The organism is Pseudomonas sp. GB2N2 (assembly GCF_054897705.1).
Genome location: NZ_CM142701.1, coordinates 5581478 through 5600089, shown reverse-complemented (window position 1 = coordinate 5600089; position 18612 = coordinate 5581478). Strand labels below are relative to the sequence as shown.

14 protein-coding genes are annotated in these 18612 nt (G+C 60.9%); 5 read left to right on the top strand and 9 right to left on the bottom strand.

The window, feature by feature from the left end; genetic code table 11:
* Positions 1 to 109: 109 nt before the first annotated feature.
* The 5 genes from ACYZT4_RS26025 (at position 110) to ACYZT4_RS26005 (ending at position 8063) form a co-directional block, all read left to right on the top strand.
* Positions 110 to 1270: an efflux RND transporter periplasmic adaptor subunit gene (locus tag ACYZT4_RS26025; RefSeq protein WP_461983850.1), complete on the top strand. Its 1161-nt coding sequence runs from the start codon at positions 110 to 112 to the stop codon at positions 1268 to 1270.
* Complete coding sequence (locus ACYZT4_RS26020) at positions 1267 to 4380, top strand: multidrug efflux RND transporter permease subunit (RefSeq protein WP_461983848.1); 3114 nt, start codon at positions 1267 to 1269, stop codon at positions 4378 to 4380. Before ACYZT4_RS26025 ends, ACYZT4_RS26020 begins: the two co-directional genes overlap by 4 nt.
* A gap of 9 nt (positions 4381 to 4389) precedes the next feature.
* Complete coding sequence (locus ACYZT4_RS26015; protein WP_007916978.1) at positions 4390 to 5067, top strand: heavy metal response regulator transcription factor; 678 nt, start codon at positions 4390 to 4392, stop codon at positions 5065 to 5067.
* Entirely contained in the window at positions 5057 to 6421 is a 1365-nt protein-coding gene (locus ACYZT4_RS26010; RefSeq protein ID WP_461983845.1) for a heavy metal sensor histidine kinase, read from the top strand. Before ACYZT4_RS26015 ends, ACYZT4_RS26010 begins: the two co-directional genes overlap by 11 nt.
* Positions 6422 to 6560: 139 nt before the next feature.
* On the top strand, positions 6561 to 8063 hold the full coding sequence (locus ACYZT4_RS26005) for a sensor domain-containing diguanylate cyclase (protein WP_461983843.1): 1503 nt from the start codon (positions 6561 to 6563) through the stop codon (positions 8061 to 8063).
* A 69-nt stretch (positions 8064 to 8132) separates the two neighbouring features.
* Here the strand turns inward: ACYZT4_RS26005 and lpxC are convergent, their stop codons facing one another.
* The 9 genes from lpxC to murD all read right to left on the bottom strand — a co-directional run bounded on the left by lpxC (position 8133) and on the right by murD (position 18612).
* A complete protein-coding gene (lpxC, locus tag ACYZT4_RS26000; protein ID WP_407011677.1) occupies positions 8133 to 9044 on the bottom strand; it encodes a UDP-3-O-acyl-N-acetylglucosamine deacetylase in 912 nt (303 codons plus the stop codon).
* 112 nt (positions 9045 to 9156) lie between these two features.
* On the bottom strand, positions 9157 to 10350 hold the full coding sequence (gene ftsZ / locus ACYZT4_RS25995; RefSeq protein WP_461983841.1) for a cell division protein FtsZ: 1194 nt from the start codon (positions 10348 to 10350) through the stop codon (positions 9157 to 9159).
* An 86-nt stretch (positions 10351 to 10436) separates the two neighbouring features.
* Positions 10437 to 11696: a cell division protein FtsA gene (gene ftsA / locus ACYZT4_RS25990; RefSeq protein WP_046048247.1), complete on the bottom strand. Its 1260-nt coding sequence runs from the start codon at positions 11694 to 11696 to the stop codon at positions 10437 to 10439.
* Positions 11697 to 11711: 15 nt separating this feature from the next.
* Complete coding sequence (locus ACYZT4_RS25985; RefSeq protein WP_461983839.1) at positions 11712 to 12581, bottom strand: cell division protein FtsQ/DivIB; 870 nt, start codon at positions 12579 to 12581, stop codon at positions 11712 to 11714.
* Between the two features lie 4 nt (positions 12582 to 12585).
* Positions 12586 to 13542, bottom strand: coding sequence for a D-alanine--D-alanine ligase (locus tag ACYZT4_RS25980; RefSeq protein WP_461983838.1), 957 nt, complete (start codon positions 13540 to 13542; stop codon positions 12586 to 12588).
* The gene (murC, locus tag ACYZT4_RS25975) at positions 13539 to 14999 is read right to left on the bottom strand and encodes a UDP-N-acetylmuramate--L-alanine ligase (RefSeq protein WP_461983836.1); all 1461 of its coding nucleotides are present in this window, start codon (positions 14997 to 14999) and stop codon (positions 13539 to 13541) included. Before murC ends, ACYZT4_RS25980 begins: the two co-directional genes overlap by 4 nt.
* Complete coding sequence (murG, locus tag ACYZT4_RS25970) at positions 14992 to 16062, bottom strand: undecaprenyldiphospho-muramoylpentapeptide beta-N-acetylglucosaminyltransferase (RefSeq protein WP_461983835.1); 1071 nt, start codon at positions 16060 to 16062, stop codon at positions 14992 to 14994. The genes murC and murG overlap by 8 nt, the downstream gene beginning before the upstream one ends.
* On the bottom strand, positions 16052 to 17269 hold the full coding sequence (gene ftsW, locus ACYZT4_RS25965; protein ID WP_461983833.1) for a putative lipid II flippase FtsW: 1218 nt from the start codon (positions 17267 to 17269) through the stop codon (positions 16052 to 16054). The genes murG and ftsW overlap by 11 nt, the downstream gene beginning before the upstream one ends.
* Positions 17266 to 18612, bottom strand: a complete 1347-nt coding sequence (gene murD / locus ACYZT4_RS25960) for a UDP-N-acetylmuramoyl-L-alanine--D-glutamate ligase (protein ID WP_461983832.1) — start codon at positions 18610 to 18612, stop codon at positions 17266 to 17268. The genes ftsW and murD overlap by 4 nt, the downstream gene beginning before the upstream one ends.

Sequence of the window (18612 nt, the reverse complement as noted above, 5' to 3'; positions counted from 1 at the left end):
ACCAAACTGACAGCGCCGTCAGTTAGCAGTCACCTTCCTGACCGGCGAACAGGTTTATAAGGATAGCCCTGACACAAATCCGTCCATCCAGCCCCGGCGCCCCACTCGCATGCGAATTCAGAAAAAACCCGCCTTGATCGCAGGTCTGCTCATTGTCCTGGCAGCGCTGGGCACCTGGTACCTGACCAAACCGGCCACGGCAAAACTCGCCGCGCCCACGGCGATCCCGGTTCGAGTGGTGAACGTCACTGAAAAAGACGTCCCGCGCTACGTCAGCGGCATCGGTTCGGTGCTGTCGCTGCACAGCGTGGTGGTACGCCCGCAGATCGACGGCATCCTCACCAAAATCCTGGTCAAAGAAGGGCAACTGGTCAGCAAAGGCGACCTGCTCGCCAGCATTGATGACCGCTCAATCCGCGCCAATCTCGATCAGACCCGCGCGCAACTTGGCGAAAGCCAGGCGCAGTTGCAGGTGGCACTGGTCAACCTGCAGCGCTACAAGCTGCTGAGTGTCGACAACGGCGTGTCCAAGCAGACTTACGACCAGCAGCAAGCGCTGGTCAACCAGCTCAAAGCCACGGCGCAAGGCAATCAGGCGTCGATCGATGCCGCGCAGGTGCAGCTTTCCTACACGCAGATTCGCTCCCCGGTCACCGGTCGTGTCGGTATTCGCACGGTGGATGAAGGCAATTTCCTGCGCATGACCGATGCCCAAGGCTTGTTCACCGTGACGCAGATCGATCCGATCGCCGTCGAGTTTTCCCTGCCGCAGCAAATGCTGCCGACCCTGCAAGGCCTGATCAATGATCCGGAACACGCGCAGGTCAAGGCCTACATCGGCGCCGACACCGATGGCGAAACCGGCAACCTGCTGGGCGAAGGTCACCTGACGCTGATCGACAACCAGATCAACGCCAACACCGGGACCATCCGCGCCAAAGCCGAATTCAAAAATGCCGGGCAGAAACTCTGGCCAGGCCTGCTGGTGACGGTAAAAATTCAGACAGCACTGGAAAAGGATGCGCTGGTGGTGCCGCCCACGGTCGTACAACGTGGCCTCGATCAACACTTCGTCTACCGGGTCAACGGTGACAAGGTCGAAACCGTCCAGGTGCAGATGGTCTATCAGGGCAGCGGCCAGGACATCATCAAAGGCGTGAAACCCGGCGACATTCTGGTCAGCGACGGCCAGTCCAGGCTCAAACCCGGCTCGACCGTGCAGGTACTGACCGAGCCACCGCAAGTGGTCCAGTCGGAGCCGAAGCCATGAAGAGCCACCGCGGGGTTTCGACGTGGTGCATCGATCATCCGGTAGCAACGATCCTGCTGACCTTCGCGTTGGTGTTGCTCGGCGTGATCGCCTTTCCACGATTGCCGATTGCGCCTTTGCCGGAAGCCGAATTCCCGACCATTCAGGTCGCCGCGCAATTGCCCGGCGCCAGCCCGGAAACCATGGCCTCCTCGGTGGCCACACCGCTTGAAGTGCAATTCAGCGCCATCCCCGGCGTCACGCAGATGACCTCGAGCAGCGCCCTCGGCTCGACCAACCTGACCCTGCAATTCACCCTCGACAAAAGCATCGACACCGCCGCGCAGGAAGTGCAGGCCGCGATCAACACCGCCGCCGGCAAACTGCCCAAGGACATGCCGAACCTGCCGACGTGGCGCAAGGTCAACCCGGCCGACAGCCCGGTGCTGATTCTGAGCATCAATTCGACCCTGATGCCCGGCCCCGAACTCAGCGATCTGGTGGAAACCCTGCTGTCGCGTCAGATCAGTCAGATCGACGGTGTAGGCCAAATCAACATTACCGGTCAGCAACGTCCGGCAATTCGTGTTCAAGCTTCAGCCGACAAACTCGCCGCCATCGGCCTGACGCTGGCGGACATTCGCCTGGCGATCCAGCAGACCAGCCTCAACCTGGCCAAAGGCGCGCTGTATGGCGAGTCGAGCATCTCGACGCTGTCCACCAACGACCAGTTGTTCCACCCGGACGAATACAGCCAGCTCATCGTTTCCTACAAGGACGGTGCACCGGTTCACCTGCGGGATGTGGCGAAAGTCGTCAACGGTTCGGAAGATGCCTACGTGCAGGCGTGGGCGGGGGACAAGCCCGGGGTGAACCTGGTGATTTCCCGGCAACCGGGCGCCAACATCGTCGAGACCGTCGACCGCATTCAAGCGGCGCTGCCGGGCCTCGAAGCGATGCTGCCGGCCTCGGTGCAGGTCAAGGTGCTGATCGACCGGACCCAGACCATCCGCGCTTCGCTGCATGAAGTGGAAATCACCCTGCTGATCGCGATCATGCTGGTGGTCGCGGTGATGGCGCTGTTCCTGCGCCAATGGTCGGCGACGCTGATCGTGTCTGCGGTACTGGGCGTTTCGCTGGTCGCCAGTTTCGCCCTGATGTACATCATGGGTTTCAGCCTGAACAACTTGACGCTGGTAGCGATCGTGGTGGCCGTGGGGTTTGTGGTCGACGATGCGATTGTGGTGGTGGAGAACATCCACCGTCACCTCGAGGCCGGCGACGGCATGCGTGAAGCCGCGATCAAGGGCGCCGGCGAGATCGGTTTTACCGTGGTCTCGATCAGTTTCTCGCTGGTGGCGGCGTTCATTCCACTGCTGTTCATGGGTGGCGTGGTCGGGCGGCTGTTCAAGGAGTTTGCCCTGACGGCGACCTCGACCATCCTGATTTCGGTGGTGGTTTCGCTGACCCTGGCACCGACCCTCGCAGCGCTGTTCATGCGGGCGCCGGTGCATCACGCCCACAGTAAAAAAACCTTTGGCGAACGTTTGCTGGCCGGTTACGAAAAACTCCTGCGCCGCGCCCTCGCCCATCAGAAATTGATGATCGGCGTGTTCAGCCTGTCCCTGGCCTTGGCCGTCGCCGGTTACATCTTCATTCCGAAGGGCTTCTTTCCGGTGCAGGACACCGGTTTTGTGCTGGGCACCACCGAAGCGGCCGCCGACATATCCTACGGCGACATGGTGAAGAAACACTTGGCCATGGCGGAAATCGTCGCGGCAGATCCTGCAGTCGAAGCGTTTTCCCACTCGGTCGGCGTCTCCGGCAGTAACCAGACCATCGCCAACGGCCGCTTTTGGATCTCCCTGAAAAAACGCAGCGACCGCGATGTCTCGGCCAGCCAGTTCATCGACCGGATTCGTCCGCAACTGATGAAAGTTCCGGGCATCGTGCTCTATCTGCGTGCCGGCCAGGACATCAACCTCAGTTCCGGCCCGAGCCGCGCGCAGTACCAATACGTGCTCAAAAGTAATGACGGCCCGACCCTCAGCACCTGGACCCAGCGCCTCACGGAAAAACTGCGCAGCAACCCGGCGTTCCGCGACATTTCCAACGACCTGCAACTGGGCGGCAGCATCACCCATATCAGCATCGACCGCAGCGCCGCCGCGCGTTTCGGCCTGACCGCCAGCGATGTCGACGAAGCACTGTACGACGCCTTCGGCCAGCGCCAGATCAATGAATTCCAGACCCAGATCAATCAATACAACGTGATTCTGGAACTGGACACCAAGCAGCGCGGCAAAGCGGAAAGCCTCAACTATTTCTACCTGCGCTCGCCGTTGAGTGGAGAAATGGTGCCGCTGTCGGCGCTGGCGAAATTCGATGCGCCCACTGTAGGCCCATTGTCGATCGCCCACGATGGCATGTTCCCGGCCGCCAACCTGTCCTTCAACCTGGCGCCCGGCGTGGCACTCGGTGATGCGGTGATCATGCTCAATCAGGCCAAGGCTGAAATCGGCATGCCGGCCGCCATGAGCGGCAATTTCCAGGGCGCGGCCCAGGCTTTCCAGAGTTCGCTGGCCAGTCAGCCGTGGCTGATTCTGGCGGCACTGGTGGCGGTGTACATCATTCTCGGCGTGCTCTACGAGAGCTTCGTCCATCCGCTGACCATCATCTCGACGCTGCCATCGGCGGGGCTCGGGGCGGTGATCATGTTGTGGATTTGCGGCCAGGACTTTTCGATCATGGCGCTGATTGGGCTGGTGCTGCTGATCGGGATTGTGAAGAAAAACGGCATCCTGATGATCGACTTCGCCCTTGATGCCCAACGTAACCGTGGCCTGCCACCGGAAGAAGCGATTTACCAGGCCTGTATCACTCGGTTTCGGCCGATCATCATGACCACCCTGGCCGCCCTGCTCGGTGCACTGCCGCTGATGCTCGGCTACGGCACTGGCGCTGAACTGCGCCAGCCATTGGGGATTGCGGTGGTCGGCGGGTTGCTGGTGAGCCAGGCGCTGACGCTGTTTACCACTCCGGTCATATACTTGTGGCTCGAGCGGCTATTTCATCGGCACTCTCTTCCACCCGCGCCAGCACCGAGTCCGGCGCTGGCGACCACAGACTGAGGCGGGGTCATGCGCGTTCTGATTATCGAAGACGAGGAAAAAACCGCGGATTACCTGCACCGCGGTCTGACGGAACAGGGTTACACCGTGGATCTGGCGCGGGACGGCGTTGAAGGCCTGCACCTGGCGCTGGAAAGCGACTATGCGGTGATCGTCCTCGATGTCATGCTGCCGGGCCTCGACGGCTTCGGCGTATTGCGCGCGTTGCGGGCGCGCAAGCAAACTCCGGTGATCATGCTTACCGCCCGCGAGCGTGTCGAAGACCGGATCAAAGGCCTGCGCGACGGTGCCGACGATTACCTCGGCAAACCGTTTTCCTTCCTTGAACTGGTGGCGCGCTTGCAAGCGCTGACGCGGCGCAGTGGCGGCCATGAACCGGTGCAGGTGAGCATCGCCGACCTGTGGATCGACTTGATCAGCCGCAAGGCCACCCGCGCTGGCACCCGCTTGGACCTGACCGCCAAGGAGTTTTCGCTGCTGAGTGTGCTGGCCCGCCGACAAGGTGAAATCCTCTCGAAAACCGCGATTGCGGAAATGGTCTGGGACATCAATTTCGACAGCGACGCCAATGTCGTCGAAGTCGCGATCAAACGCCTGCGCGCCAAGCTCGACGGGCCGTTCGACGAGAAACTGCTGCACACGATCCGGGGCATGGGTTATGTGCTGGAGAGCCGTGGTGTCCAGTAATTCGATTGCCCTGCGCCTCAGCGGCATGTTCACGCTGGTGGCGCTGTTGGTGTTCCTGCTGATTGGCTGGGCGCTGTATCAACAGGTCGACAAAGGCTTAGGCCTGCTGCCGGAAGCCGAGCTGGACGCACGTTACAGCGTGCTCGAATCCACCGTCGGCCGCTACGGCACGCCGGAACATTGGGTGAAGATCAACAACAAACTCAAGCTGCTAGGCGAGGAAGACAAGCGCATCAGTTTCTGGATCATCAGCGGCGATCCGCACTACGAATACGGCAACCCGACGCCACAGATTCGCGCCTTCGCCGAAGGACCGCTGGGCATGCGCGACCTGCAGCTGCCGGATCAGCCTTATCCGCAGAAAGTGCTGGTCAGCCAGTTCCCGGCCAAGGACCAGCGACCGGCATTGCGCTTCATGATCGGCATCGACACCGAGACGTTCTTCCAGACCCAGCACCACCTGCTGCTCGCGCTGATCAGCCTGGCGATTATCGGCGTGTTGCTGGCCTCGGCGCTGGGTTACTGGGTGGCGCGGATCGGCCTCAAGCCGTTGATCAAGCTGTCCCATGAAGCCCAGCGCCTCGCACCGCCGTTGCGCTCCGGACGCTTGCGTTTATCGTCGCTGCCGCCGGAACTCAATCAGTTCGTCAACTCGTTCAATTCCACGCTGGAACGGGTCGAGCAGGCCTATTCGCGGCTGGAGTCGTTCAATGCCGATGTTGCCCATGAACTGCGCTCGCCGCTGACCAACCTGATCGGCCAGACCCAGGTGGCGTTGACGCGCGGACGGTCAGCCGAGCACTACTTCGAAGTGCTGCAATCGAACCTTGAAGAGCTGGAACGGCTGCGTTCGATCATCAACGACATGCTGTTCCTGGCCAGCGCCGATCAGGGCAGCAAGGCGACCAAACTGACCTCGACGTCGCTCGCCGATGAAGTGGCGACAACCCTGGAGTATCTGGATTTCATCCTTGAGGACGCGCAGGTTCAAGTGCAGGTCAGTGGCGATGCGCAGGTGCGGATCGAGATCGCTCACCTGCGCCGGGCGCTGATCAACCTGCTGAGCAATGCGGTGCAACACACCAAGCCCGGGCAGGTCATTCAGGTGCGCATCGAGGTCGAGGCGGATCAGGTCAGCATCGGCGTCGCCAACCCTGGTTCGCCGATTGCCAGCGAGCACTTGCCACGGTTGTTCGAGCGTTTTTATCGGGTCGATGCATCGCGCAGCAACAGCGGCAACAACCACGGCCTGGGGCTGGCGATCGTCAAGGCGATTGCGCTGATGCATGGCGGCGATGTGTTTGTGCGCAGTGATCACGGCATCAATACGTTCGGTATCCATCTTCCCGTCTAATCTCCCATCGCCGACCGCCATTACATTCACCGCAACGATGCGGGTCAACGTCGACTACCTGCCCAATGTCTTCTACGCTGAAAGCATGTGTAGGAGCGGGCTTGCTCCTATGGAAAGTCATCACGCAGATAACGTCCCCATGCCCGCGAGCCGCCCACCCTTCGTCGCACGCAAGACCGGTCGCCCGGAGCTGATGGTGATATTCGGCAGCTGCCTGACCGTAATCGCGATAATCGCCATCGTTACTTTTCTGCTGATCCGTGAACACGCCAACGCCCAGCAGGTGGCCACCCGTAGCGCGACGACGATTGCGCAATTGATCGACGCTGATGTGCTGCGTACCGTCGAGCTCTACGACTTGACCTTGCAAGGCCTGATCGCCGCTTCCCAGCGCGACGACCTGAAACAGGTGTCGCCGCAGATCCGTCATCTGGTGCTGTTTGACCGCTCCACGGCGGCGCGCTTCAAGGGCGACATTCTGTTGCTGGACCCCCATGGCGAGGTCCTCGCCGATTCGTCACTGGTCGATCCCAAGCCCGGCAACTTCGCCGATCGTGATTACTTCCTCGCCCATGCCTCCAATGGTGACACCGGCATGTTCATCAGCCACCCCTTCAAACTCCGCTGCGAGTGCGACGATCGCGACGAGTGGCGAATCAGTTTCAGTCGGCGCATCTCTTCGACCACGGGTGAATTCCTCGGGGTCGCTGTCGCGTCGATGCGACTGGGTTACTTCGACCAACTGTTCAACAGCCTGAACATCGGCAACGGCAGCGCTGTCTCCATCATCAATGATGACGGCGTGCTGCTGGCGCAAAAGCCGCACCTGGAAAATGACTCGATTGGTAAAAAATTCGACAACCGACCCAACGTGCAGCGCATCCTGCGCGAGCGCAGCGGTAGCTTCGACAGCGAGTCGAGCGTCGACCAGACGCAACGCCTCTATACCTTTTCCAGGGTCGGCAACCTGCCATTGACGGTGATCGTCGCGCTCTCCGGCAACGATGTGTTCGCCGCCTGGGAACGCACGGCGGTCATCATCAGCGGTGCCACCGGCGTCCTGTGCATCGGCCTGCTGTGGCTGACCTGGCTGTTGTGTCGAGAGTTGCGCCTGCGCCACACCGCCGAGCAGGAACTGGAGCAACTGGCGGCGACGGACGCCTTGACGGGCGTGGCCAACCGCCGAATGCTCGATCAGACCCTGCGGCACGAGTGGTTTCGCGCGCAACGGTCGGGCAAACCGCTGTCGGTGCTGATGATCGACGCCGATCACTTCAAGGCGTTCAACGACCAACATGGCCATCCCGCCGGCGACGATGCGCTACGCGCGCTGGCCAGGGTCATCTGCGAAAACGTACGGCGACCGGCGGATCTGGTCGCCCGGTACGGGGGTGAGGAGTTTTCGGTGATCCTGGCGGAAACCGACAGCGCGGGCGCGAAGCAGATTGCCGAGCACATTCGTGTGGCTGTCGAACAGTTGCCATTTGTGGCGGGCGTTGAATCGCCGATTACTGTCAGTATTGGTGTTAGCACCTGGACCACAAGTAACCATACCAGTCTGGAGCAGTTACTGTTTGCGGCGGACAAGGCGCTGTATCAGGCGAAGGAAAGTGGACGGAATCGCGTGGTGAGTGCGGTTTGAAATCAATTTTTTTGAGCATAAAAAAAGGCCACCCGAAGGCAGCCTTTAAAAACTAGAGAGGTTTTTTGCTTACACCGCCGCAACCGGACGCATGTAAGAGATCGGTGCAGTGCTGGCGTCTTCGAAAGTCACGACTTCCCAAGCATCTGTCTGCTCAATCAACTTGCGCAGCAGCTGGTTGTTCAATGCATGTCCGGACTTGAAGCCCTTGAACTCACCAATCAGGCTATTGCCCAAGAGGTAGAGGTCACCAATTGCATCGAGGATCTTGTGCTTCACGAATTCGTCTTCATAGCGAAGGCCGTCTTCGTTCAGTACGCCATCCGCGTCGACCACAATAGCGTTTTCAACGCTGCCGCCGAGTGCGAGGTTATGCTTGCGCAGGTACTCGATGTCACTCATGAAACCAAAGGTACGGGCGCGGCTGACTTCTTTTACGAACGAAGTGCTGGAAAAATCCACGCTTGCACTTTGTGTGCGGTTACGGAAAACCGGGTGATCGAAATCGATCTCGAAACTCACCTTGAAACCTTCGAAAGGGACGAAAGTGGCGCGCTTGTCGCCGTCTTCCACTGTCACTTCCCGCAGGATCCGGATGAATTTCTTCGGTGCGTCCTGTTCTTCCAGGCCGGCCGATTGAATCAGGAATACGAAAGGTCCAGCGCTACCATCCATGATCGGGACTTCGGACGCGGAGAGCTCGACGTAGGCGTTATCGATGCCCAGGCCAGCCATGGCCGAGAGCAAGTGCTCCACCGTATCCACTTTGACGTCACCGTTGACCAGCGTGGTCGACATCGTGGTTTCGCCAACGTTTTCCGCGCGAGCAGGAATCTGCACCACAGGGTCCAGATCGGCACGAACAAACACGATGCCGGTGTCGACAGGTGCAGGCTTGAGGGTCAGGTAAACCTTCTCCCCGGAGTGCAGACCGACACCTGTGGCACGGATAATATTTTTCAGTGTGCGTTGTTTAATCATGGCTTGGGCCGCTTCAGCGCAAATTGCGAACTGGTATCAACAAAGGCTGGCGATGATAGCAGACCAGACCTTTGCTGAACACCAATCACCTTCATAGCCCTGATACATTCCATTAATCGGCCTGACGACGCAGGAATGCCGGGATGTCCAGATAGTCCAGGTCATCCTGTGGATTCATCTTCGCGGCAGTTGCAGCACCGGCCTGAGCCTGGTTGCGCATAACGGTCGGACGATCCAGATCACGGTAGTTAACCGCTGGCGCTTCCTGACGAGCGGCTGCCGATTGTTGCGGCTGCGATGCCATCGAGGTGTGAACGGTGTTGTCGATAACCTTCACAGGCTTCTCGATTTTCGCGCCCAGACCGGTCGCGACCACGGTCACGTGCAACTCGTCGCGCATGTCCGGATCGATTACGGTACCGACCTTGACCATTGCGTGCTCGGAAGCGAAGGCTTCGATGATGCTACCCACGTCGGAGTACTCACCCAGGGACAGGTCAGGACCGGCGGTGATGTTCACCAGGATGCCGCGTGCACCTTGCAGGTTCACGTCTTCGAGCAACGGGTTGCGAATGGCCGCTTCGGTGGCCTCGCGTGCACGGTTCGGACCGCTGGCGCAGCCAGTGCCCATCATCGCCATGCCCATTTCGCTCATCACGGTACGGACGTCGGCAAAGTCGACGTTGATCATGCCCGGACGCTTGATGATGTCGGAGATACCGCGAACGGCACCGGCCAGTACATCGTCTGCCTTGGCGAAAGCCGACAGCAGGCTGGCGTCTTTACCAAGGATGGTCAGCAGCTTCTCGTTGGGAATGGTGATCAACGAGTCGACGCTTTCGGACAGCAGACGAATACCTTCGTCGGCGATCTGCATGCGCTTGCGACCTTCGAACGGGAACGGACGGGTCACCACCGCAACGGTGAGGATCCCCATTTCCTTGGCCACTTCAGCAATGATCGGCGCAGCACCGGTACCGGTGCCACCGCCCATGCCGGTGGTAATGAACACCATGTTGGTGCCCTGCAGGACTTCGGCAATGCGCTCACGATCTTCGAGAGCGGCCTGACGACCTACTTCAGGATTGGCGCCAGCGCCGAGACCCTTGGTCACGCCGGTGCCCAGTTGCAGGATGGTCCGCGCGCCAATGCTCTTCAGCGCCTGGGCATCAGTGTTGGCGCAGATGAATTCCACGCCTTCAATGTTGCTCTTGACCATGTGATTGACGGCGTTGCCGCCGCCTCCGCCAACACCGATGACTTTAATGACCGGGCTTGCGGGGATGTTGTCTACGAGTTCGAACATGTTCCCTCTCCTTTGATTCTCTAGTTTTTTCGCCTACTGCTTTTGTTGCGTTTGTCGCTTGAAGCTTGTCGCTTGAAACTACTTCGTCAGAAGTTCCCTTGTACCCAGCTCTTGATGCGATCGAGCAAGGCGGCTTTCGGTTCTTCGTTGCTGTAGCTGTCGCGGCTGCTGATGCCCGAGAACGAAATCCCGTCGGACTGCTTCTGCAGGCCGTACATCAACAGGCCAACGCCGGTGGAATAAATCGGGTTGCGCACCACATCGTCCAGACCCTTGACGCCATGCGGCACGCCCAGGCGGACCGGCATGTGGAAGATCTCTTCGGCCAATTCGACCGCGCCTTCCATTTTCGACGTACCGCCAGTCAGCACGATGCCGGCCGGGATCAGGTCTTCGTAGCCGCTGCGACGCAGCTCGGCCTGGATCAGCGTGAACAGTTCGTCGTAACGCGGCTCGACCACTTCGGCCAGGGCCTGACGGGACAGTTCGCGCGGTGGGCGATCGCCGACGCTTGGCACCTTGATGGTTTCACCGGCACCGGCCAGTTTGGCCAGGGCGCAGGCGTAGCGAATCTTGATTTCTTCGGCGTACTGGGTCGGGGTGCGCAACGCCATGGCGATGTCGTTGGTCACCTGATCGCCCGCAATCGGGATCACCGCGGTGTGACGGATCGCGCCTTCGGTGAAGATCGCGATGTCGGTGGTGCCGCCGCCGATGTCCACCAGGCACACGCCCAGCTCTTTCTCGTCGTCGGTCAGTACCGAATAAGCGGACGCCAATTGCTCGAGAATGATGTCGTCGATTTCCAGACCGCAGCGACGCACGCATTTTTCAATGTTCTGTGCGGCGTTGACGGCGCAGGTGACCACGTGGACCTTGGCTTCCAGGCGTACGCCGGACATACCCAGCGGTTCGCGGACGCCTTCCTGGTTATCGATCACGTAATCCTGCGGCAGGGTGTGCAGCACGCGCTGGTCCGCCGGGATCGCCACAGCCTGGGCGGCGTCAAGGACGCGCTCAAGGTCGGCGGCGCTGACTTCGCGATCACGAATCGCGACGATGCCGTGAGAGTTCAGGCTGCGGATGTGATTGCCCGCCACGCCGACGAACGCCGAGTGGATCCGGCAACCGGCCATCAGCTGCGCTTCTTCAATTGCGCGCTGGATCGATTGCACGGTGGACTCGATGTTCACCACCACGCCTTTCTTCAGGCCGCGGGACGGATGCGTGCCGATCCCGACGATTTCCAGCGTGCCGTCGTCCGAAACCTCGCCTACCAGCGCCACCACTTTGGAGGTGCCGATATCGAGACCGACGATCATTTTGCCGCTTTGCACGTTTGCCATGGGTCCTGCCTCTTCTTAATTCTTCGCGACAGCGGGTTGGGCCGTCGTGGGCGCTACAGGTTCCCGCCAGCCAACAGCGAGGCCGTTGGCGTAGCGCAGATCGATGCGCGCAATGTTCGTAATCTGTTCTTTAAGCGTCTTGTCGTAGATGGCAATGAAACGGCGCATCTTTTCCACCAGGGCGCCGCGGCCCAGCAGCAGTTCGATTCCCGGGCCCGAACTGCCGGCACCGGTAGTCAGGAACCAGCTGCCCCGTTCACGCAATTCCAGGCGTGCAATCGAGAAGCCCAGCGGCCTGAGCATCTGGCTCAGCACCTGGTATTGCTGCATGACTTGCTGCTGAGCCCGTTGCGGGCCGAACAGCTGTGGCAAGTGTTCGTAGTTCGCCAGCTCGCGCGGGGTGAACGCCTGACCCTGGTTGTTCAACAGCGATTCGTCGCCCCAACGGGCCACCGGCAGTTGTTCTTCCAGGCGGATCACCACTTGATCCGGCCACACCCGGCGCACTTCGGCGTGGGCAATCCAGGGCATCTGTTCCAGCTCGGTGCGCATGCTCGCCAGGTCGATGGTGAAGAAGCTCGACGCCACGTACGGGGCGATCCGCTGCTGCACCGCTTGCTGGCTGATGTAACTCAGGTCGCCCTGAACCGCGACCTTGGTGATCGGCCGGTCGGCGTACGGCAGCAAACGCTGTGCGCCTTCGTAAGTGCCGAACCCCAAGGCCACCAGAAGCACCGGCCAGAACAGGGCTTTGAGAAAACCAAAATTGGCTTTCGGCAGGCGCGCGGACATCGGCTCTTTCGCCACCATTCGGCTGGCACCTCGTGGCACCGGCTTGCGGCCGGGTGCTGGAGGAGGCTGATGTCTAAGCTGTGCGCCTTGCATGGTATTAACCCCGCGCCTCAATACTTGCAGCAAGAATCGACAGAACCAGTTGCTGGAAATCCAGACCGGCAGCACGCGCCGCCATCGGTACCAGGCTGTGATCGGTCATGCCCGGTGCGGTGTTGACTTCGAGAAACCAGAACTGCCCTTCGGCGTCCTGCATCACGTCTGCCCTGCCCCAACCGGCGATACCCAGCGCCTCACAGGCTTTCGCCGTGAGGTCCATCAGTTCTTTTTCCTTATTGCTATCGAGGCCGCACGGAATCCGGTACTGAGTATCGGAAGCCACGTACTTGGCGTCGTAGTCGTAGAAACTGTGCGTCGTGCCCAGGGCAATTGGTGGCAACACCTGGTCACGCAGGGTAGCGATGGTGAACTCCGGACCTTGAATCCATTGCTCGACCAACACTTGCGAATCGTAGGTACTGGCCGCTTTCCAGGCGTCGATCAACTCGGACGCGGACGTCACTTTGGCCATACCGATACTTGAACCTTCATGCGCCGGTTTGACGATCAAAGGGAAGCCCAGTTCCGTCGCCGCAGAAATACAATCGGCCTCGCAACTCAGTACCGCGTGACGTGGTGTCGGAATGCCGAGGCTGTGCCAGACCTGCTTGGTGCGCAGTTTGTCCATGGCCAGCGCCGACGCCAGAACGCCGCTGCCGGTGTACGGAATGCCCAGGCATTCCAGCAGGCCTTGCATGCTGCCGTCTTCACCGCCACGGCCGTGAAGAATGATAAAGGCGCGGTCGATTTTTTCGTTCAGCAAACGCTGCAGCAGGTCATCGCCGACGTCGAGGCCGAACGCGTCCACACCGGCGCTTTGCAGCGCTTCGAGCACAGCGTTACCCGACTTCAGGGACACTTCACGCTCGGCACTCTTGCCGCCGAAGAACACGGCAACGCGGCCGAAGTCTTTTGGCGCGATTGTGGAGACGAGGTTGGCGTAAGCAGCAGTCATTTCAACTTCCCCACGCTCGGCGCGGCAACCGCACCTGCGAACAACGGACTGTTCAACAATTTTGGCGCGAGACCACCGATATCACCGGCGCCCTGGCACAGCAGGATGTCGCCGGCACGCAGCAGTGGCTTGACCAATGGCGCGAGGTCGACACCGCGCTCGATGTAGATCGGGTCGAGCTGACCGCGCTGGCGGATGCTGTTGCACAGCTTGCGGCTGTCCGCGCCCGGGATCGGTTCCTCGCCCGCTGGATAGACTTCCATCAACAGCAGGACGTTGGCGTCGGCCAGGACATTGACGAAATCGTCGTACAGGTCGCGGGTGCGGCTGTAGCGGTGCGGCTGGTAAACCATCACCAGACGGCGATCCGGCCAGCCACCGCGTACAGCCTTGATCACGGCCGCGACTTCGGTCGGGTGGTGACCGTAGTCGTCGACCAGCATCACGTTGCCGCCTTCAACCGGCAGCTCGCCGTATACCTGGAAGCGTCGGCCAACACCCTGGAAGCCGGACAGGCCCTGGACGATGGCTTCATCACTGACGCCCTCGTCGCTGGCGATGCAGATGGTGGCCAGCGCGTTCAGCACGTTGTGATTGCCCGGCATGTTCACTGAAACATCCAGCGGATCACGATCAGGGCGCAGCACGGTAAAAAAGGTCTGCATGCCCTGCTGGCGCACATTGATTGCGCGCACGTCGCAGTCATCACCGAAGCCGTAGGTCACGGCCGGGCGTTTGACCAGCGGCAGGATTTCGCGCACGACCGGGTCGTCCAGGCACACCACCGCCAAACCGTAGAACGGCAGGTTGTGCAGGAACTCGACGAACGTTTTCTTCAATACGTTGAAGTCACCGCCGTAGGTCGCCATGTGGTCGGCGTCGATGTTGGTGACCACGGCCACCAACGGCTGCAAGTGCAGGAAACTCGCATCGCTTTCGTCGGCTTCGGCGATCAGGTAACGGCTGGTGCCCAGCTGGGCATTGGTGCCCGCGGCGTTCAGACGGCCACCGATGACGAACGTCGGATCAAGGCCTCCGGCGGCGAACACCGATGCAATCAGGCTGGTGGTGGTGGTTTTGCCGTGGGTGCCGGCGACGGCGATGCCGTGGCGATAACGCATCAGCTCGGCCAGCATCTCGGCGCGCGGCACGACCGGAATGCGGCGTTCCAGCGCGGTGGCGACTTCCGGGTTGGACGTGTTTACAGCACTCGACACCACCAGCACGTCGGCGGTGGCAGCGTTTTCGGCGCGGTGGCCGATAAAAATCTGCGCGCCGAAGGATTCCAGGCGCTCGGTCACCGGCGAAGCTTTCAGGTCAGAACCGGACACTTCATAGCCCAGGTTCAACAGCACTTCGGCGATGCCGCACATGCCGACACCGCCGATACCGACGAAGTGGATGCGACGGATGCGGCGCATTTCCGGTTGCGGCATGGCTTTCTGATTCTCAACCATGGGCCACCTCCAGGCAGGTATCGACCACGTTACGGGTGGCATCGGGTTTGGCCAGGCGGCGTGCCGCATTGGCCATGTCGGTGAGACGTTGTGGTTGCATCAGGACCTCTGTCAGGCGTGCAGCTAGATCCGCTGCGCCAGTCGTTCTTTGTGGCATCAGGAAGGCAGCGCCTTCACGGGCCAAATAATCGGCGTTGCGGGTCTGGTGATCGTCGATCGCGTGGGGCAAAGGCACCAGCATTGAGGGCAGACCGGCGGCGGCCAGTTCACTGATGGTCAATGCGCCTGCGCGGCACACCACCAGGTCGGCCCAGCCATAGGCATGGGCCATGTCTTTGATGAAAGGCTGCACTTGCGCCTCGACGCCAGCCGCGCGATAGCGCTCTGCAGTCACTTCATCGTGGTTTTTGCCGGCCTGATGAAACACCTCCGGACGCAGGTCGGTGGCGACCTGTGACAGGGCTTCAGGCAGCAACTTGTTCAACGGTTCTGCGCCCAGGCTTCCGCCGAGGATCAGCAAACGCGCCTTGCGACCGGCCAAAGCCTGTCGCGGTGTGTCGAGGAACAGCTCGGTGCGCACCGGGTTACCGGTGGTCCGTCGGCTGTCCGACAGGGTAAAGGTGTCGGGGAATGCTTCACAGACTCGGGCGGCCAACGGCACCAGCAGCCGATTGGCGGTACCGGCCACGGCGTTCTGTTCGTGAACGATCACCGGCACACCAGCCAGTTTGGCTGCGACGCCACCAGGGCCGGTCACATAACCACCGAAGCCGACCACACATACCGGCCGCAACTGGCGAATGATCGCCCGCGCCTGCCAGATGGATTTGAGCAACATCACCGGCGCCTTGAGCAGGGACAATTTACCCTTGCCGCGCAGACCGCTGGCATTGATCCGGTGCAGCTCGATCCCGGCCATCGGCACCAGGTCGTTTTCGATCCCGCGCGGTGTCCCGAGCCAGTGCACCGTGTAACCACGGGCCTGGAATTCGCGAGCACAGGCCAGCGCCGGGAAGACGTGGCCACCGGTGCCGCCCGCCATGATCAAGACGTTAGCGCCCATGGGGAGACTCCTCGGCGAAGTCACTCTCCTGGAACTCCATCTCTTCACTGCCAAGGTGGGTTCGACTCTCCCACTCAATGCGCAGCAACAAGCCGAGACAGGCACAGCAGATCACCAACGAACTGCCGCCGTAACTGAGGAACGGCAAGGTCAGACCCTTAGTTGGCAGCAGGCCGACGTTCACCCCGATGTTGATCAGGAATTGACCAATCCACAGAAACGACAAGCCGTACGCGATGTAGGCGGCGAAGAACTGCTTGGCCTTCTCGGCCCAATAACCGATGTACATGCCACGAATACACACGAAGACGAACAGCGCCACGGTGCACAGCGAACCCACGGCCCCCAGCTCTTCGGCGAGGACCGAGAACACGAAGTCGGTGTGCGCTTCCGGCAGGTAGAACTGTTTCTGCACGCTATTGCCCAGGCCGACGCCCAGCCATTCGCCGCGACCAAACGCGATGAGCGCTTGCGACAACTGATAGCCGGCGCCGAACTGGTCGGCCCACGGATCGGCGAAGTTGGTCAGACGCGCCATTCGATACGGCTGCACCTGAATCAGCAGCACCACCGCCGCCACCGCGAGAATCACCATCAGGGAAAAACGGAACAGCCCGACGCCCCCAAGGAACAGCATCGCTGCAGCCGCGCCCATCATCACGACGGTGGCACCAAAGTCCGGCTCCATCAGCAACAGTCCCGCCATCGGCAGCAGCACGATGAACGGCTTGAAGAAACCCATCCAGCTTTCACGCACTTCTTTCTGGCGACGCACCAGATAACCGGCGAGGTAGATCACCACGAACACTTTGGCGATCTCGGAAGGCTGGACGTTGAAGAAACTGAAGCCGATCCAGCGCATCGAGCCGTTCACTTCACGGCCGATCCCCGGGACGATCACCATCACCAGCAAACCAAACGCACCGATCAGCATCAACCAGCCCAGGCGCTGCCAGGTCGCGATCGGAATCATCATAGTGACGATGCACGCGCCCAGCCCCAACACCACGTAGATCAAATGGCGAATCATGTAATAAAGGGCGCTGCCCGACTGCACGGCGCCCACTTCGGTGGAGGCGGATGCAATCATGACCAACCCGAGGCCAAGCAAGGCCAGGCAACCGGCGAGCATCGGAAAGTCGAGGTCGATGCCGCGCCCGGTGATCAGCGGAGACGGATACGGCTTGATGATGTTGAACAGGCTCATGCCAGATCCTCCACGGCGCGGACGAACTGGTGACCACGGTCTTCATAATTCTTGAACATGTCGAAGCTGGCGCAGGCCGGTGACAACAACACTACGTCGCCTGGATGCGCAGCGGCGCGGCATTGCTCCACGGCTTCGACCAGCGAACCGGCGCGGATCAGCGGCACGGCATCGCCAACGGCTTCGCCGATCTTGTCGGAGTCGCGGCCCATCAGGATCACGGCGCGGCAGTTGGCCGCCACCGGATCACGCAAATCATTGAACTCGGCGCCCTTGCCGTCGCCACCGGCAATCAGCACGACCTTGCCATCGATATCAGCACCCAGGCCTTCGATGGCGGCCAGAGCGGCACCGACGTTGGTGGCTTTGGAATCGTTGTAGTAGCCAACGCCGTCGAGGTCGCGGACCCATTGGCAGCGATGCTCAAGACCGGCAAACGTGCGCAGGCTCGCGAGCATGGCGTCGAACGGCAGGCCGACCGCGTGCCCCAGGGCCAAAGCGGCCAGGGCGTTGGACTGGTTATGGGCGCCGCGAATTTTCAATTCACGCACCGGCATCAGATTTTGAAATTCGAAGGCGAGGAATTTCTCGCCGTCTTCTTCGCGGATACCAAACGCCTTGAAATCAGGCTTGCTCAAACCGAAGGTCCAGCACGGCTGGCCCTCGCCCATCAACGGACGGCTCAAGGCGTCCTGACGGTTGACCACGAATTGCCTGGCGCCACGGAAGATCCGGTGCTTGGCCAGGTGATAGGCCGGAAGACCGCTGTAGCGGTCCATGTGGTCTTCGCTGACATTGAGCACGGTCGCCACCTCAGCGTTGAGCTGATCAGTGGTTTCGAGCTGGAAGCTCGACAGCTCCATCACGTACAGCTCGATGTCATCGCTGAGCAGGTCCAGCGCCGGGGTGCCGAGGTTACCGCCGACGGCGACACGCTTGCCGGCCGCTGCCGCCATCTCGCCCACCAGCGTGGTCACGGTGCTCTTCGCGTTGGAACCGCTGATGGCCACGATCGGCGCCTTCACGTTACGCGCGAACAGCTCGATGTCGCCGGACAATTTCACGCCACGGGCCGCAGCGGCTTGCAGGGCCGGGGTCGCCAGCGCCAGGCCGGGGCTCACGTAGAGCTCGTCGGCGCGGCACAGGAATTCGACGTCCAGCTCGCCACAACGCACTTCCACCTGCGGATAGTCACGCTTGAGCGTGGCCAGTTCCGGTGGATTTTCCCGCGTATCGGCGACGGCAAACGACGTGCCCCGGTTCGCCAGGAAGCGAACCAGGGACATGCCGCTCTTGCCGAGGCCGACAACGATGCGGAAGTGGTCAGAAGCGATCAAAGACAC

Coding starts and splice junctions, on each gene's coding strand:
- ACYZT4_RS26020 (WP_461983848.1), top strand. CDS start 1,267: ATGAAGAGCCACCGCGGGGTTTCGACGTGGTGCATCGATCATCCGGTA.
- murG (WP_461983835.1), bottom strand. CDS start 16,062: ATGGGCGCTAACGTCTTGATCATGGCGGGCGGCACCGGTGGCCACGTC.
- ACYZT4_RS26005 (WP_461983843.1), top strand. CDS start 6,561: ATGCCCGCGAGCCGCCCACCCTTCGTCGCACGCAAGACCGGTCGCCCG.
- murC (WP_461983836.1), bottom strand. CDS start 14,999: ATGGTTGAGAATCAGAAAGCCATGCCGCAACCGGAAATGCGCCGCATC.
- ftsA (WP_046048247.1), bottom strand. CDS start 11,696: ATGGCAAACGTGCAAAGCGGCAAAATGATCGTCGGTCTCGATATCGGC.
- ACYZT4_RS26015 (WP_007916978.1), top strand. CDS start 4,390: ATGCGCGTTCTGATTATCGAAGACGAGGAAAAAACCGCGGATTACCTG.
- ftsW (WP_461983833.1), bottom strand. CDS start 17,269: ATGAGCCTGTTCAACATCATCAAGCCGTATCCGTCTCCGCTGATCACC.
- ACYZT4_RS26025 (WP_461983850.1), top strand. CDS start 110: ATGCGAATTCAGAAAAAACCCGCCTTGATCGCAGGTCTGCTCATTGTC.
- ACYZT4_RS25980 (WP_461983838.1), bottom strand. CDS start 13,542: ATGACTGCTGCTTACGCCAACCTCGTCTCCACAATCGCGCCAAAAGAC.
- ftsZ (WP_461983841.1), bottom strand. CDS start 10,350: ATGTTCGAACTCGTAGACAACATCCCCGCAAGCCCGGTCATTAAAGTC.
- ACYZT4_RS25985 (WP_461983839.1), bottom strand. CDS start 12,581: ATGCAAGGCGCACAGCTTAGACATCAGCCTCCTCCAGCACCCGGCCGC.
- lpxC (WP_407011677.1), bottom strand. CDS start 9,044: ATGATTAAACAACGCACACTGAAAAATATTATCCGTGCCACAGGTGTC.